The sequence below is a fragment of the Vibrio bathopelagicus genome, assembly GCF_014879975.1.
Lineage (GTDB): Bacteria > Pseudomonadota > Gammaproteobacteria > Enterobacterales > Vibrionaceae > Vibrio > Vibrio bathopelagicus.
Genome location: NZ_CP062500.1, coordinates 70,446 through 87,130 on the forward strand (window position 1 = coordinate 70,446; position 16,685 = coordinate 87,130).

Here is a 16,685-nt window from a genome sequence, read left to right on the forward strand (position 1 = left end):
CGATGATGTTAAGGTGAATTCAGTGCGATTTTGGTTGTTATTTCTTGTGGTGTGTTGGAGTACTTTTGCTTCAGCGCAGACAAAAGATGTGTTGGTGATCCACTCTTACCATCAAGGTTTTTTCTGGACAGACGATTTCCACAAAGGGTTAGCGGCAGAACTTGACCGTGATGGTCTGTCTTACCGTGTCGTTTACCTCGATAGCAAGCGCTCTCAAAATCCTGAGTATCTTGAGCGTGTTTATCAGCTTTATCACACCAAACTACTGCATGAAGAGTTTGCTGCTGTTGTGGTTAGTGATAATAACGCGCTCAATTTAATGAAGCGCCTCGCCCCCGATCTCAAAGAAACTCCTGTTATCTTTGGTGGCATCAACAACTTTTCTCCTGAAATGATTGAAGGCTTGAACGCGACGGGTATTAGTGAAGATATTGATTTAGCCGGTAATATTGAACTCATCAAGCGTCTTCAATCGACAGTCAAAAAAATCTACATTGTTACCGATCATTCAGTAACGGGTGAGGCCATTCGTTCTCAAATCGATCTGTTTGTTAGAAAACACCCTGAGTTTTCTGAACTTGTTGAACACTATGTTCCTGATTCTTATCAAGAGCTCGTGGCATTTTCTCAGCGTGCCGATCTCGGAACAAGCTTGCTGTTTTGGGCTTATTACCGCGATGCCGATGGTCGAGTCAGCAGCGATGAAGATTGGCGCAACTTAAATACACAGACTCAAATCCCCCTGTATATGGTGCATGACTTGGGGCTTGGGTTTGGCGCTATCGGAGGCGTTATTCAGAGCGGTGAGACGCAAGGTCGAGATACTGGGCGTGTCCTATTGAACGTGTTGGCTAACCCAACAAACCCACTTCCCCCTGTGGTAGCTGGCGCTCCGGAAATAAAGATCGATTATCAGCAGATCTCCCGTTGGGATCTGGGCGCAGAGAATGAAGCCTCGGTGACTTTTCTAAATAAGCCTAAGTCATTCCTCGCGCGCTATCGCGATGAGATTCGTACGATTGGCTTGCTGTTTTTAGCCATGGCGTGCGTGATTGCCACCTTGGTGTATTACCTCAACCGACTTAAGAAAAGTGAACGGGCAAGCCGAAAAAGCCAAATGTTGCTTGAGTCGATATTCGATCAAAGCCTGCAATTTATGGGCATTATCGACAAAAATGGGGTGTTGTTGTCGAGTAACAGTAAGCTGCATGAGCTGCTCTACAACCAAGGCTACAAGCTTGGTACTCCTCTTCAAAATCATCAGCATTGGGAAGAGTCTGCTCGTGAAATCTTGAAGGAGTATTTTACGAGTAAAGAAACGCCGCCTGCTTTGCGCTTTGAAGCTGAAGTATGGTGTCGTGACCGTGGTGTGATGGTATTGGAAATTTCACTGAAGTCGATGCCGGGCAATGAAGAGGACGACACCCAGTTCTTATTTGAAGCGCGTGATGTGACTTCTCGTAAACTCGCTGAAAACAAGTTGTTCCAACGTGAAGCGAATCTCAAACTGTATTACGACAAGCAACCCGTGATGATGATTACGCTGGATGGTAACAACCGTATTCAGCAAGTAAACCAGTTTGCTGAAGAGGTGTTAGGTTATCCTCTAGATCAATTGCTAGGTCATCGTCCAAGAGAGTTCTATGTCGATGAAAATGCGATGATCCCGCGTCATATCTTGCTGCAACCACAGCACAAAGTTCGTGGCGTTTGGCGTCGTGATATTGAATATCGTCATGCTGATGGTAGTACAATCTGGATTCGTGAAAACATTCGTCCATTGGTTGAGTCTGATCAGTTGTTGATTGTCGGCGAAGATATCACCGAGACTCATGAGCTTTCTGAAAAACTAGAGTATCAGGCTCGCTATGATTTGCTGACCGATACTTTCAACCGCAATCATTTTGCACAAGAACTGCAAAAGGCACTTAAAGAAGTCGAGAGCCACATGCGTACTCATGCAATGCTGTTCTTAGATTTAGACCAACTTAAGGTACTGAACGACACAGCAGGCCATGAAGCGGGCGATGCCGCAATCATGTTTAGTGCCAAACTATTGGAAGAGGTACTGCCGTACAACACGGTGCTGGCTAGAATGGGCGGTGATGAGTTTGCGGTTTTACTGAAAGATTGCACCGAGAGAGATGCGATCAATGTGTGTCGCAGTATCATCTCGATGATGAGCGAGAACCCATTTTTGTGGGGGGATATTCGCCTCAACCTGACCAGCTCTATCGGTATCCGATTGATTGACCATACTGCCGCTTCACCACAAATGGTGCACGCTCAGGCGGATGCGGCTTGTCATGCCGCGAAAGAAGAAGGTCGCAATCGCTATAACCTTTATCATCAAGATGATGAAGATATCCGTCGTCGTCACCTTGAAATGGAGTGCGTTAACCTTGTTCATGAGGCCTTGGCGAATGATCGCTTAGAGCTGTTTGCACAGCGTATCCTTGGTTTAGACAAAGACAGTGAGAAAATGCACTTCGAGATCTTGGTGAGAATCAAGAACATCAAGGGTGAGTACATTTCTCCTGGGATCTTCATGCCTGCCTCAGAGCGCTATAACATTGCGCACTTGATTGATCGCCGAGTCGTGAGCCAAACGCTCACTTGGTTAGAACAGCGCCCAGAGGTGATAGATGAACTTGGGATGTGTTCAATCAATCTGTCCGGTCATTCGATGGGTAACAGAGAGTTTGTTGAATTCTTGATTGAAAGCTTGGCGAGCTCGTCAGTGCCTTGCCATAAGATTTGTTTAGAAATCACCGAAACGGCTGCGATGAGCAACATGAAACAAGCGATCAAGTTCTTCACTAGAATCAAAGAGCTTGGCTGCATGATTGCGCTTGATGACTTCGGCTCAGGCTTATCATCGTTTGGCTACCTGAAAAAATTGCCTGTCGATATTGTGAAGATTGATGGCCTGTTTGTGCGTGATATTGATGTCAACGAAATGGATCATGTGATGGTTCGTTCTATCAATGACCTAGCTAAGCAGATGGGTAAACACACGGTAGCTGAGTTTGTTGAAAACACTCAGATCATCGACAAACTGATCGACCTCGGCGTTAACTATGCGCAAGGCTATATTATTGGTCGACCTAAGCCACTCGCAGAGCTCGTTGAAGAGTTACAGCAAGAGCGAGCGTTAGAGCACTCAGATTAAGTGAACCAAACGACACGATGACCGTTCTTTAGTACTAGCACTTGCAGTGCTCATAGCTTTCAGAGCTAATAGTTTGCACCGCGAATATGTATTGTTGAGGCAATCAGGTAAACTGGTTGCCTCTTTTGTTTTGAATACTACTGTCTGTTGGAGACGACCTTGCAACTACAACTGATTTGCGAAGATGCCACCCAAATCGATCATCTAAATGACTTAGCGACCCGTTGGAATTTATCTCATGATGAAAACAGCGATTTCGCTTTGGTACTGACTAGCGAGCGACTTGAGTTACGTAAAGTCGATGAACCGAAGCTTGGTGCTATCTTTGTTGATTTAGTCGGAGGCGCAGTCGGTCACAGACGTAAGTTTGGTGGTGGTAAAGGTCAGGCAATTGCTAAGGCAGCAGGTCTAAACAAAGGCGCAACACCAACTATCTTAGATGGCACCGCTGGTTTAGGGCGTGATGCGTTTGTGCTGGCTTCTTTGGGTTGTAAAGTACAGATGGTAGAGCGACATCCAGTTGTGGCTGCATTATTGGATGACGGACTGCAGAGAGCGCAACAAGATCCAGACATCGGCGGTTGGGTGAGTGAGCGCATGAAGTTGATTCATGCTTCTAGCCATGATGCCCTAGACAAGCTCAGTAACGATCCTGACTTCGAACAGCCAGACGTGGTGTATCTCGACCCTATGTACCCGCATCCTGAGAACAAAAAGAAATCGGCTTTGGTTAAGAAAGAGATGCGCGTATTCCAATCTTTAGTTGGCGCAGATCTGGATGCTGATGGCTTGTTTGAGCCAGCGATGAAGTTGGCATCAAAGCGCGTTGTGGTCAAAAGACCGGACTACGCAGCGTGGTTAGGTGAGCAAAAACCAAGCATGGCGATCGAAACCAAAAAGAACCGTTTTGATGTCTATGTGAAAGCATCAATGACTTAGCAGTACGCAAAGAAAGTTTCCCGTCATAAATACGATAAATTGCTATTTAACACTTGCGATAGTCGCGTTACGGATGTATATCTAACTAAGAATCATTATTATTCTTAGCTGGAGTTGTAGCATGGCTAAACGCTTTTGTAAGTTAAATCGTCGAGATATCACCGAACACTTGGGAGAAATCCACAGTTTGGTGACTGAACCTAAGTTTGTGTGTCGTTCTTGTGCACGTTCTTCGGCGGATCAAGCGAATCTATGCAAACCGACAGCCATCCCACCGATTGATTGCCAGAATAAACCCGTTGAAGAAAAAGCCGCGTGTGGTCTACTTGCTGAAACATTGCCAACTCCAGAGGTGTCTCTTATCGAGGTAATGGACAGCGCTGATCCAGTCGTACAAATCTTTGACCCTGCTACCGTAGAAAAAGCGGATAAAGTCGCGCTGAAAAAAGCCAAATTGAAAAAATTGATGGCTGTTGGCGATGACAAAGCTGAGCTTAAACGAGCGAAGAAAGCGGCCAAGAAACAAGAGAAGTACAACAAAAAGCTAGCGAAGATGATTAAGAAGCAGCAAAAGCTGTTTAAGAAAAGCCAAAAACTGGAAAGTGACCTTGAACGCATCAACCTACAACTTGATGACGTTACCTTCACTGAAAGCAAGACTCAGGTAGTGAGCCACAATCACATCCACTGAAGTTAATTCGAAGAGCTTATTGCTACACAGATGATTTAAAAAGAGCGACCTACGGTCGCTCTTTTGCTTTCTGGGGCTATCCGAGCTAACTCATGCAGCTCATTGAAAGCAGTTAGGCGTTGCTTGCGGATCTCGCAACACGCTTCTTAACCCAAGTCTCGTTAACCCATAAAGACAGCAAGATAACCCCACCACCAATAGACAATCGAACCAAATCGACATCTCTGTTCCAAATCAGGATGTTCACCACAAGGCCTGCTGGGACCAGTACATTGTTCATCACCGCCAGTGCACCAGCATTTACCATGCACGCGCCTTTATTCCACATAAAGTAACCCAGTCCTGAAGCAATTAAGCCGAGGTAGAGCAGGATTCCCCATTGAAGTGTGGTCGTAGGCAGTTTTTCAGGGTTGCCTAGTAGCATGAAAGCAACCGAAGCCACACACAGAGCGCCTAAATAGAAATAACCAAACACCGTGTGTTGAGGTAATTCAGTCGCTTCTTTCTCCATCACTACCTTGTAGCCAACCTGACCAATAGCAAAGCATAGGTTCGCGCCTTGCACGACCAGGAAGCCGACTAAAAAGTTCTCATTGATGCCCGCGAATTTAATAAATACCGCGCCTAATACCGCTATAGCGGCGGTCACTAGGTACCAAGGGGAGAATTGCCCTTTGAGAAAGTCATAAATAAGCGTGACATAAATTGGGGTGAAAACAGTAAACAAAAGGACTTCAGGAACTGACAGCAGCAAGAACGATTGATAGTAGAAGCAATACATCAGCCCAAGCTGAATGCCACCAATGGCCATTAGTTTAGCGATCAGCTTACGTGATACACCACGAAACTTAAGGAAGGGAAGAAATACGACACCCGCAAGAGCGACACGCATCAGAACAGAGAACCAAGCATCAACCTGACCTGCGAGGTAGACGCCGATCAGGCTAAAGGAGAAGGCCCATAGGAGGGTAACACCAGCTAAATAGCTCATAGTAAAACTTCGTTAATAAGATATGAGCTGTATGTTACCTAACCTTAAATCATTAGTCTTCTGAATCTCTTAGAGGCACGACCAGCATATCAACTGGAGAGGCGTTGATCAGTTGTCGTGTAGATGAAAGTAGCTTGCTCCAGAAATCTTGATGGTGACCACAAACCACTAAATCAACATTGAACTCGTTGATGGTGTCACACAGCTCATGACTCAGGTCGCCACTGCCCACTAAGGTGTGGGTGATAGGGTATTGAGCGTGTTCAGCAAAATTTTGCAGCTGAACTCGAGATGCTTCCATCGCGTTATGCTGAGTTTCTGCCATGTTGATGTCGATAAGGCCGGTGTACAGCTCGGCATAGTTAATATCAATATGGATAAAAGAGACTTTTGCCTCCAATGGCTTAGCCAGTGCTACCGCTTTATCGACAATCAATTTACTGTCATCAGATAAATCGACCGCGACCAAAATATGTTTGTAACTCATATCGCTACCTCCCTATTCATTGTCTAATTAAAGATTAGCACTATGTGATGCCTTTTTTTGCTGAAGTGATCTCATATCCATCGTCTTGCGTACTGGTTGCACAAATTGTTGGTTAAGTAATGGTCAGCGAGATATTCATTAAATAGTGATATAGTAGAGAAAATCAAGGTGTAATCAGGAGACTTAAATGCTGTCTAAAACAATGGTTGAGCAACTCAACGATCAAATTAATCTAGAATTTTTCTCATCCAACCTATACTTACAAATGAGTGCTTGGTGTGAAGACAAAGGATTTGAAGGTGCAGCAGAGTTTCTGCGTGTTCATGCAGTAGAAGAAATGGAACACATGCAGCGTCTTTTCACTTACGTTAGTGAAACAGGTGCAATGCCAATTCTAGGTGCGATTGAAGCGCCAAAACATGAATTCGACAGCCTTGGTGCCGTGTTCCGTGAAACATACGAACATGAGCAAATGATCACTGAAAAAATCAACAAACTGGCTCACGTTGCTTTTACATCACAAGATTACTCAACCTTTAACTTCCTGCAATGGTACGTTGCAGAGCAACACGAAGAAGAGAAGTTGTTTAAAGGTGTATTGGATAAGCTAGAGCTCGTTGGTGAAGACGGTAAAGCACTGTTCTTTATTGATAAAGACCTAGCGCAATTGGCAAAAGATGGTTCATCTTCAATTATGGAAGCTCCTGCAGTTTAGGCTGTAAGAAAAAGACACTGATTATCTTTTTCTCTTGAGTATTCCCTTGAAGATGTAGGGAGGAAAGGATGATCAGCGGCGACACTATTCTATTTGCACTAATGGTTGTGACATGCGTGAACTGGGCGCGATATCTTACTGCGCTAAGAACGCTTATTTATATCATGCGAGAAGCTCACCCCTTGCTTTACCAACAAGTCGACGGTGGTGGATTTTTCACAACCCATGGCAATATGACTAAACAAGTGCGCTTGTTCAGTTACATTAAAAGTAAAGAATATCACCATCATCACGATACAGTATTTGCGACAAAATGTGATCGTGTGAGACAGTTGTTTATATTGTCCGTATCTTTACTCGGTGTAACGCTATTGTCTTCATTCATCGTTTAAATTTTAAGGTCACTTGAGTGTCTAATTAGAGCTCAAACTGCCGAATCGGCCACCCATTTTATATTGTGGATATTGGCAGGTATTTGCACGAATGAACATCAATTGCAAAGTTGAAAATTGCCGTTAAAATAGCGAGTAATTAGTAAGGATGTGCTGTTATGCACATCCTTTTTTATTGGTGGCATTATGGGCACAAGGCGTGCTTCGTGATGCAAAAGTGAAGAAAGCAGAACCGCAATGAGTGAAAAATTTGACGTAATCGTAATTGGCGCAGGTGCAGCTGGCTTGATGTGTGCAGCAGAAGCGGGCAAGCGTGGCCGACGAGTACTAGTCGTAGATCATGCAAAAAAACCGGGAAGAAAAATCCTTATTGCTGGTGGCGGTCGCTGTAACTTTACTAACTATGATGTCAGTGCCAATAACTTCCTGTGTAATAACAGTCACTTTGTAAAATCGGCACTTTCTCAATACACCAACTGGGATTTTATCTCGATGGTGAGTAAGCACGGTATTGAATTTGAAGAACGCGATCACGGACAACTGTTCTGTGTGAATGACCATAACTCAAAAGATATCGTCACCATGCTGCTAGCAGAGTGCAAGCAAGCAAAGGTTGAAGAGCGTTACCGCTGCGATGTTCATTCTATTGAGAAAACAGACGCTGGCTTCAAGATGCATCTCAACACCGATGAAGTTGAGTGTGATTCATTGGTGATTGCAACCGGTGGCCTTTCAATGCCAAAACTGGGCGCGACCCCATTTGGCTATAAAGTGGCTGAGCAGTTTGGTCTGTCTATTGTGCCAACAACCGCTGGTTTGGTGCCATTTACCCTGCATAAAGAAGATAAAGAAGCTTTCGCAGAGCTTTCAGGAATCGCGATTCCTGCTGAGATCACCGCGCAAGACGGCACTTTATTCAAAGAAGCATTACTGTTTACTCACCGCGGCCTATCTGGTCCTTCGGTACTGCAAATCTCTTCATTCTGGAAAGCAGGTCAGTCGGTTTCGATTAATTTAGTTCCTGAAGTGGATGTGGCTGAACTGCTCGCAAACTCTCGCGAGAAGCACCCAAATCAAAGCCTGAAAAACACCTTGGCGAAAGCATTACCAAAGCGTTTCGTTGAGGTATTGATTGACCGTAAAGAGCTTGAAGACAAGCCGCTCAAACAGTTCAACGAAAAGCAGCTAAATGAAATTGTAGAGCATCTAGAGAACTGGAAAATTGCACCCAACGGTACTGAAGGTTATCGAACTAAGATATTCCTAACACACTAAGTTGTCAAAATCGGAGTTAATACTTAATTTAAGCATATGTTCTATAATGATATTGCTTGATTTTTAGGTGTTTATTTTTGATTTAAATAATGACAATTAGGTGGGTTCATGAAATATCATGTCCAAAACGGTAAACCAGGCTTTAACTATACTTGCGATCGTGGAATCGATCGATTCATTGAGCTTTCAACTTATCACCTTCAGCTTAAAGATAGAGATGTCTTATCTGAGCTAATGATTCTTTATTGCCAAGGCAAGAGATCTGCATCTTATGTGTCTTGGATTAAACGTATCAACAGTACACTCTATGCAACATTCGAATATATATGCATAGACTGCCTACCAACTAATGCCACAGAGTGGCGCGAATTAGTGAAGCAAGCGTATGCTAAAACACTAGTATCCCCAAACAACAAGGCGTTATCTACTCGTGTTGATGAGTGGAATAAAAACCTCAAACCCTTCTTAGTGTTCTTGAAGGATCGAGACGTTATACCTCCCCACGTGATTATCCCTAGAATGAAAAAGACAGGTGAACTTACTAAAAAAAGTAGCTTTAAGGCTGTTCTGATAGGTGAAAAAAAAGCGACTGAAGTTAAAGTTGATGACACCATTAACAATGTCTTAGTTCCAATTTCTCTTTCTAGAAGTGATGCCGAATACCTTGATGAGATACAGTTTGATTTGAAGCGTTCAAGGAATGCATTGCATGATTGCTTACTAAAATACTGGCAAGCTATTAAATTACACTATGACTTTGCTCAGTCTTTGATGGAAGAGTTCCCTAAAAAGCACCCCCAATTATTGGCTCGCTATATAAATAGTGATCTCTATGACTTTTCCTATGACCGGAATGACTTAGGAAAAAATGGAAAACCAAAACCTCCGCGTAGAAGACATATAGCCAATCCAACGTCACTATTTGGTTCAATGCTATTCATGTATGTAGTTGGTTCGGAATGTAATGGCATTTTTAAGCTACAAGATTTCCCCAAAGCTAAATTACCCAGCTCACTATCAGATCAGGCATTCACGGTTAGGTGCTTACCTAAGTTAGGTTTTGAATCTACTGATAATATTGATATTTCACATCGTTTTGATTGGTGTTTTGGTTATCTTCGTAATGCTGATATTGGCTGTTTGATTGCACTCTTGATGATGCTAAACCCCAAATTTACCTACATATCATTGTTGCAAGCTAAGGTTAAATATACAGATAATAAACCTTTATTAGAGCTTGATGACTTAGGAATGTCGTTCTCTATTACTAAAGCTCGCGCGTCAGATATGAAAAAAGAAAACCTTGATGACGTTAGCTTAGAGATCATTGAATTTCTTCATGAAATCCGCAAAAAACACCTGCATTTAATAAAAAATAAGAAACAAGAAAACTTCCTATTTTTGGCTTACTCCCGAAAGAGTAAAGGACTGGTTAATCCTGACTCTTGTAAGGTGGATAAAATCATAACAGGAGCCGAACTTAAACGCACAGTTGAGCGAGGTCATAAGCAGATACACTTATCAAGTCACTTCCCTTCATTACTTGGTATTGGGTTAGGGCCGGGCGCTATAAATCACTCTAAGATCCGAGCATCTGAAGGTGTTTTAGAGTGGTTCAGAACTGGTTCGATAGCTTCAGCTTCTCGAATTTTGGGAAACACACAGAAAGTTGCTCTTAAATACTATATTCCAGAGCCTTTGATCGCTCAATACAATACAAGATTAGTTCGACGGTTTCAGAATCTGCTTATCGTGGCAGCGACATTCAAGGAAGATTACTGTCTTGATGCTGTCGATTTTAATTCTTGGCAAGAAATACACCATTTTCTTCTGACGCTTCTAGAAGATGAGGGTAATAAAAGTCCTCTTATTGAGTATTTACGTAGTCTATCTTCGGAAGGTGTAAGCAGTGAGGTGAAAGGGAAATTAGATGTTCCTCTTTCTGAAAATGTTCTGACTGCACTATATCTATACCGATTAGCTGCACTAAATAGTTCGGTGAGTTCAAAGGATTTGTCGATAGTAGATGATGCAACTCAGCTATCACCTCTTGCTTTTATTACACTTGCAAACCATCTCATCAATTTCCTTCCGACAAGTAAAGAATCACGTATTAGTCAAATACACATAAGAGCGACCGAACAGGCAACCAAGCTATTGAATAAAACAAGCTGGGGCGATTTATTTGTATCTAAAGGAAAAGAGCAATGAAGTCTATTAATGTTCATATCGGACCAAATCAAGCACATTTGCAAGCTGAAATTGTAGATTTTCTTTCGGCCTTTGATGCTATAGATAACCTTGTTCATACGGAGTACAAAGCTCGGTGGTTGCTTTCGGATGTTCATGCTGAAAAGTGGGTTGTTAGAACATCAAAAACTAGAAAAAACAATAAAGAGCGACTGAAAAAAACAGGAGAGATGTACCGTTATACAGTCAGTGTTAACTGGAATAGACAGTTGCCTGACGGAACAGCCCTCACTGATACAGTTAACCAGCCTTTCTTACATCAGTTACAAAAGTGGTTCTTTTTAATAGTTGATGACCCTATTAACCAGGAAAGAATGGCTTCAATATCTGTTCAACATATGGGGTCAAGAATATTAACCTTCGTCAACTGGCTGTATCTTCATAAAGACAAGTTTGAACCGAGCAGATATGGTTTTTCTAAATTATCGCAATCAGATATCAAATTGTTCTTAAAGGAAGTTATATCTGGTGGCTCATTCGGCGCTCTTCGTTTTGGTCATCGTTTGATGGCTGAGATGGGTCTACATCTAGATCATCATGTTGATCCTTTGACGTTAGATGAAAAAACGATAAAAGAAGGCATTTCGTTTTTTGAAAGTAACGAGTTATATAGAGATAACGGCCGCGGAAAAAAGGTGGTTGATCGACAAAGTTTCTATAAAAACACCTCTCTCTCTGCACAAGATGCTTATGGGCATGCTGGAACTTTGTTCTTTAGGCAGTTCGAGCCGGATCTACTTGAGCAAAACAACCAGGTCTTATTGCCAGTAAATCAATATACCGACTTTCCATCTCACCGAACTCCACTAATGAAAGATGTAAGAGGAAAAACATATACAGACACTGCAGCAGTAGCGATTGTTACGCTTTTCCGAAAAGGTTTTCAGTATTGGGATATGTTTAAAGCCTTTTTACCAAATCCTGATGCAATAAGGGTTGGGGAGCTTTCAGCCTACATTTCTAGGATATCGAAACCAACAAAGCACACTCCTTGGATACCTTTGGAAACCAGTTTACTTACTCTTAATAAGTCTATCGATATGATAATTAATCATGCAGATAACATCGTTCAGTTTTATGAGGCTTTGTTAACAGAACTTGAGATTAAGGGGCACTTGGATAGAGACAATAATTACAACTACAAAAAAATTGATGTATTGAAATCACTGCTGCCTAATGAGATCAAAAGCCACTTTAATATAGTGAGCTTCTCTCGTCTTGATGAAGAGTTTAAAGAGTACTCAAAGAATAAAATGAATGAAGATCGAACCGGATTATCTTTTGTATGTCTCTTAGAGCTATTGAAAGCGTCTTGTTTTATTTTGATTGCGGGATTGAAACCGATTCGCATGGAAGAAATTGTTCGTTTGCCATATGACTGTTTATTTCACAAAGAAGGAGATGGTTACTGGATGGTTCATTCTCTCATGAAGTCTGGAATGAATGACCAGCTTCCTGAAACAGCTAAACCGATTCCTAAGATTACAGCAAGAGCGATTCAGACTTTACAAAAACTCAATAAAATCACACAGGAGTTTGCTTATGAAGTGAGTAAGCGGGAGTCGGGTTACCTGCTTTATCAATTAAATACAGGTTCAGATAATAGAATGGGAAGCATCCTCGGTTCAGATTTGATAATCGGATCTCTGGAACGATTTTGTGATTACTATCAGACGACTGTCGATGAATACGGTCGACGTTGGTATATTAATGTTCACGAGATGAGGAAAACATTTCTACTGACATTTTTTTGGTCTTTAAAACATTCCTCAATCGATGCATGCCGATGGATCGCAGGTCATGCCAACTCAGAACATATCCTTTCTTATATTGAATCCAACAATCCAGGCTCTGAAATGACAGAGATAGAAGCTGATTATGCTCGTCAACAAGTCACCTACTTTCATGAACAAAGTTCTTTACTTGAAATGAAAAACACTGAGGAACTATATAGGCTTGTTTGTGAGCACTTTAAGGTTAAAGATTACACATCAATCCCTGAAGATGATCTTGCAGCTTACATAGCGCTTCGTTTGAGAAAAGGTAAGTTTTCGATTGTTTTCTATAGTATTGGTGAGCGTAATGGATTGATTGAAAAGGCAAAAGTTGCTTTCCAAGTAACCAAGGTTGAGGAGGAGGAAAGTAATGTTAAATAAAAAAGCTCAGTCAGTCATTAATCTATACAGTGAGATGAAAAAAGCCATCAATGACAACTCTAATACTTATACATGGCTAATCTCGAAATGTGATCGTCAAGAAAGCCTTGCCAATCTTAAGCGTAAGGGAAGAGGCATTGAAGGGATGTCTCTGAACTCCTTCAAGAAATATTGTGCAGACTATATTCTATGTGAAGGGAACCTTAATGGTTATGAAGTCGTTGATAACCTTAGAAAAGAGCTAATAAAAAGGCATAAAAATATCCCTTTAGAATCAAGTAATGAAGGACCAAACCTGACACCGATGGAGGAGGCCAAGCAACTTATTGATAACTTGCAACGTGACCAAGCTATTTTGGTTAGGGCTTATAACGACCTTAATCGTTTAGTACTTGATTTACTTGCAAACTCGAATGGAAATGCTCTTGAATACAACAAGCATAAAAACTTGTATGCAGATCATTTCGGGTTAAAGAAAGAGGTTGATAATGAAAAATAAAAGTCAACTATACACCTTCATTTCTGATGTAGAGTTTCCTTCAATACTTCGTTTTGATGAGAGCTCAGGTGAAGTCTTAACAAATAAAGATATATCTGAGGGGATTTACCAGTTTCGTTGGCCTGATGGAACTACTTGCTTTCCTGTTGAAATGTATCTTGCGCACTTAGTTTCTGAAGGTGCAGTAACAATTACTCGAGAAGATGGGGGGACAGTTGGCACTTATGCCTCTGCACTGTCTCACCTGGTCCGTTATTGTTATAAGAAGAACGTTGAATTTTGGGATCTAACAACAATACACATCGATGAGTTAGTCAGTGAGTTGGTTGCTGAAAAGAAATCGGATGGGTTAACGCGTGCACGTAACAACGACACTATTAGGCTTATAATTCTTCCTAAGTTTGTAGCCTTTCTGAAATGGCTTCAAGCTGAGCATTACCCAACTCAATACATTATCGGTGTTGATAGACCAAAGCAAAGGTATCAAGTTAAGCTCAAAATAATTCAAAAAAGAGGCCGGGAAGGTCGAAATTTTGGACCGTCCGAAGTTTTTCCTACACGTTTACCAACTTCAGCAACGAAGCCAAAAACCGCTATTGCCGCCTCTGTCATAAAGAGGTTATGGGATACATTGAATTGCGAAAGGGGTGTGATGCGGCTAAATGACCATTTATTTCAACTTTTTGACAAGGAAGACCAAGAGGCTCACCTTGATTATATGTACCACAGAAGGCGTATTCAGCTTGAATTGCTTGAAGCTACGGGATTGAGACCAATAGAACTTGTTCGAATTCCCTATAGTTCGAATGTAGAACACATTGAAGAGGCAAAGCTTGAAATTCCTACATACAAACGTGAAGAGGCACGATTTCGTATAATTCCCTTAGAGCGTAGTGTTGCTATGAGGATCGAGATTTTTATGTCAGTGCATAGAGAGAAGTTCATCAAGAGGTTGATAAAGTATGAGCTTATATCTAGTGAGTCTGAGGTGGATGATTTTATATATTTGAATTCAGAGACAGCTAAATCTGTAAAACAGTCCGCAGCTTATATGGATTTTAAGCGATTGAGCTTGAGAGCTGGTATCGTGACTAAAACTTGTCAAAGTATGTTTAGACATCGTTTTGTAACTAACATGGTTAAGCTACATCTTGTTTCTTTCATGGATAAAAGCCCTTTGAAGAGCGCTCATAATTTTAATGATAAAGATTATGAAACCATTCTTAAGAAAGTTGCTAGTTTCACTGATCATAAAGACCATAAAAGCTTGAACGAATATATTGATCTAGCTTGGGAAGAGCTAGATGTCTTTGAGTACGCTTATCAAATGAAGAATTTACACTCACGTTTTAGTGCAATATCGAAACTGGTGAGTGATGCTAGAGCGCAGATAAAGGGGCTAAATTATAGTGGGGCTGATTTAAAACCTATAATAGAAAACTTAAATGCGATTGAAGAAGAGTCGAATCTTCTAGTTGATAAGTGACTAGGTGTGTTGATACCTGCGTGAGCTTGTTGCTGGTGAATGCCTTTTTCCGTACTATGTCGCTCTTTTATTTACCACTCATAGCCCTGAGAGTCTTATTTCATGTCAGCTATTCAGTCAGATGTTATTGTTATTGGAGCTGGCGCCGCCGGTTTAATGTGCGCAGCTAGTGCAGGTCAACGCGGGCGTTCAGTTCTTGTGCTTGATCATGGTAAACGGCCTGGTCGTAAGATTCTTATTGCTGGAGGTGGGCGTTGTAACTTTACCAACTATGATGTCACAGCAAAAAACTTTTTAAGTCAAAACCCCCACTTTGTTAAATCTGCACTGGCTCAATATACCAATTGGGATTTCATTTCGATGATCTACAAGCATGGTATTGAGTTTGAAGAGCGTGATCATGGGCAATTGTTTTGTGTTAATGATCATGACTCGAAAGATATCGTAAAAATGCTAATTAATGAGTGTGATGAAACTGGTAACGTGAAATATAAGTACCAATGTGAAATTACTTCAATTGAACGTGTAGCAGATAACAATTTTAAAGTAGAGACTTCCAATGGAATTTTTAATTGTAAGTCTTTGGTTGTCGCAACGGGTGGACTTTCAATGCCACGTTTAGGTGCAACCCCTTTGGGCTGGAAAGTCGCTGAACAGTTTGGTTTAGGGGTTGTTTCTCCTCAAGCAGCCTTGGTACCGTTCACATTAGATGGTCGAGAAAAAGGGTTAACAGAATTAACTGGAACTGCTCTCCCTGTCCGAATTAGCTGCAACAATCAAGAGTTCCTAGAAGCTCTTTTATTTACTCACCGAGGTATCTCTGGCCCATCAGTATTGCAAATTTCTTCGTATTGGAACTCTGGCGATGTAGTTCAAGTTGATTGGCTACCTGGTCTGAACGCTATTGAACTGATTGAAAAAGCAGCAGAAAACAACCCTGCACAAGAGGTTAAAACAACGCTGTCTAAAGTGTTACCTAAACGCCTTGTCGAGTATTTTATCGAACTTAATGTGTTTGAAAATAAACCACTTCGCCAATTGAATAAACGGGAGATAGAGAATATTAGCTCTGCTCTTCACTCTTGGGAAATTAAACCTAATGGGACTGAAGGGTATAGAACAGCAGAAGCGACCATTGGTGGTGTTGACACCAATTATTTATCGTCTAAAACAATGGGAGCTAGAGATATACCAGGGCTTTACTTTATTGGTGAGTGTGTTGATGTGACAGGTCACCTTGGAGGGTTTAACTTCCAATGGGCTTGGTCGTCTGGTTGGGTCGCAGGCCAAAACGCATAAGACTTATTTACTTTCAATATCTTGAATATTTTCACCTATAAGGCTGATGAGCTTCTGCTTTTCAGCCTTACTCATTTTTGCTATCAGGCAAACTAGTTCTGCCGAGCTTTCATCCTCACAAAAAAAGTAGTTTAAAGGTACGCCAAGTTCGTCAGCCATTTTCTTTAACGTACTGATATCTGGAGTGTGTTTCCCTTTCTCATACTGATTCATTCGCGCACTAGCCGAACTTTCATCGATACCAATACGCATCCCCAATTCTTTTTGGGAGATCTTTGCTTTTTTGCGAACTTCTTTGAGCCGCACAGGAATAGGGTTGTCGATCGACATTTA

Annotated in this window: 13 protein-coding genes and 1 pseudogene; 11 read left to right on the plus strand and 3 right to left on the minus strand. The window is 41.7% G+C overall.

Annotated features, from left to right (window positions below; genetic code table 11):
• The first annotated feature begins 49 nt into the window (after window positions 1-49).
• The 3 genes from IHV80_RS00340 (at window position 50) to IHV80_RS00350 (ending at window position 4,802) form a co-directional block, all read left to right on the plus strand.
• Complete coding sequence (locus IHV80_RS00340; protein WP_192890697.1) at window positions 50-3,172, plus strand: EAL domain-containing protein; 3,123 nt, start codon at window positions 50-52, stop codon at window positions 3,170-3,172.
• Window positions 3,173-3,331: 159 nt separating this feature from the next.
• Entirely contained in the window at window positions 3,332-4,111 is a 780-nt protein-coding gene (locus IHV80_RS00345; RefSeq protein ID WP_192889692.1) for a class I SAM-dependent methyltransferase, read from the plus strand.
• 121 nt (window positions 4,112-4,232) lie between these two features.
• Window positions 4,233-4,802 (plus strand): hypothetical protein, encoded by a 570-nt coding sequence (locus tag IHV80_RS00350; RefSeq protein WP_192889693.1) that lies wholly within the window; start codon window positions 4,233-4,235, stop codon window positions 4,800-4,802.
• 112 nt (window positions 4,803-4,914) lie between these two features.
• On the opposite strand, the gene IHV80_RS00355 is transcribed toward IHV80_RS00350, so the two are convergent.
• Window positions 4,915-5,793, minus strand: a complete 879-nt coding sequence (locus tag IHV80_RS00355; RefSeq protein WP_192889694.1) for a carboxylate/amino acid/amine transporter — start codon at window positions 5,791-5,793, stop codon at window positions 4,915-4,917.
• A 52-nt stretch (window positions 5,794-5,845) separates the two neighbouring features.
• Window positions 5,846-6,280 carry a universal stress protein UspA gene (gene uspA, locus IHV80_RS00360; RefSeq protein WP_102437838.1) on the minus strand — a complete coding sequence of 145 codons (435 nt, stop codon included), beginning with the start codon at window positions 6,278-6,280 and terminating at the stop codon, window positions 5,846-5,848.
• A gap of 187 nt (window positions 6,281-6,467) precedes the next feature.
• Here uspA and ftnA point away from each other — a divergent pair, with 187 nt between their 5' ends.
• The 8 genes and pseudogenes from ftnA to IHV80_RS00400 all read left to right on the plus strand — a co-directional run bounded on the left by ftnA (window position 6,468) and on the right by IHV80_RS00400 (window position 16,352).
• Window positions 6,468-6,995 (plus strand): non-heme ferritin, encoded by a 528-nt coding sequence (gene ftnA, locus IHV80_RS00365; RefSeq protein ID WP_192889695.1) that lies wholly within the window; start codon window positions 6,468-6,470, stop codon window positions 6,993-6,995.
• Window positions 6,996-7,063: 68 nt separating this feature from the next.
• The gene (gene uspB, locus IHV80_RS00370) at window positions 7,064-7,387 is read left to right on the plus strand and encodes a universal stress protein UspB (RefSeq protein WP_192889696.1); all 324 of its coding nucleotides are present in this window, start codon (window positions 7,064-7,066) and stop codon (window positions 7,385-7,387) included.
• A 237-nt stretch (window positions 7,388-7,624) separates the two neighbouring features.
• Window positions 7,625-8,641: pseudogene (locus IHV80_RS00375) on the plus strand (NAD(P)/FAD-dependent oxidoreductase); the annotation flags it as partial.
• Window positions 8,642-8,770: 129 nt separating this feature from the next.
• Entirely contained in the window at window positions 8,771-10,873 is a 2,103-nt protein-coding gene (locus IHV80_RS00380; protein WP_192889697.1) for a hypothetical protein, read from the plus strand.
• Window positions 10,870-13,068, plus strand: coding sequence for a hypothetical protein (locus IHV80_RS00385; protein ID WP_192889698.1), 2,199 nt, complete (start codon window positions 10,870-10,872; stop codon window positions 13,066-13,068). Before IHV80_RS00380 ends, IHV80_RS00385 begins: the two co-directional genes overlap by 4 nt.
• Entirely contained in the window at window positions 13,058-13,567 is a 510-nt protein-coding gene (locus IHV80_RS00390) for a hypothetical protein (RefSeq protein ID WP_192889699.1), read from the plus strand. Before IHV80_RS00385 ends, IHV80_RS00390 begins: the two co-directional genes overlap by 11 nt.
• Window positions 13,557-15,053 carry a tyrosine-type recombinase/integrase gene (locus IHV80_RS00395; protein WP_192889700.1) on the plus strand — a complete coding sequence of 499 codons (1,497 nt, stop codon included), beginning with the start codon at window positions 13,557-13,559 and terminating at the stop codon, window positions 15,051-15,053. Before IHV80_RS00390 ends, IHV80_RS00395 begins: the two co-directional genes overlap by 11 nt.
• Window positions 15,054-15,155: 102 nt before the next feature.
• Window positions 15,156-16,352: a BaiN/RdsA family NAD(P)/FAD-dependent oxidoreductase gene (locus tag IHV80_RS00400; protein ID WP_192889701.1), complete on the plus strand. Its 1,197-nt coding sequence runs from the start codon at window positions 15,156-15,158 to the stop codon at window positions 16,350-16,352.
• Window positions 16,353-16,355: 3 nt separating this feature from the next.
• On the opposite strand, the gene IHV80_RS00405 is transcribed toward IHV80_RS00400, so the two are convergent.
• Window positions 16,356-16,682, minus strand: coding sequence for a helix-turn-helix domain-containing protein (locus IHV80_RS00405; RefSeq protein ID WP_086050306.1), 327 nt, complete (start codon window positions 16,680-16,682; stop codon window positions 16,356-16,358).
• Window positions 16,683-16,685: the final 3 nt, after the last annotated feature.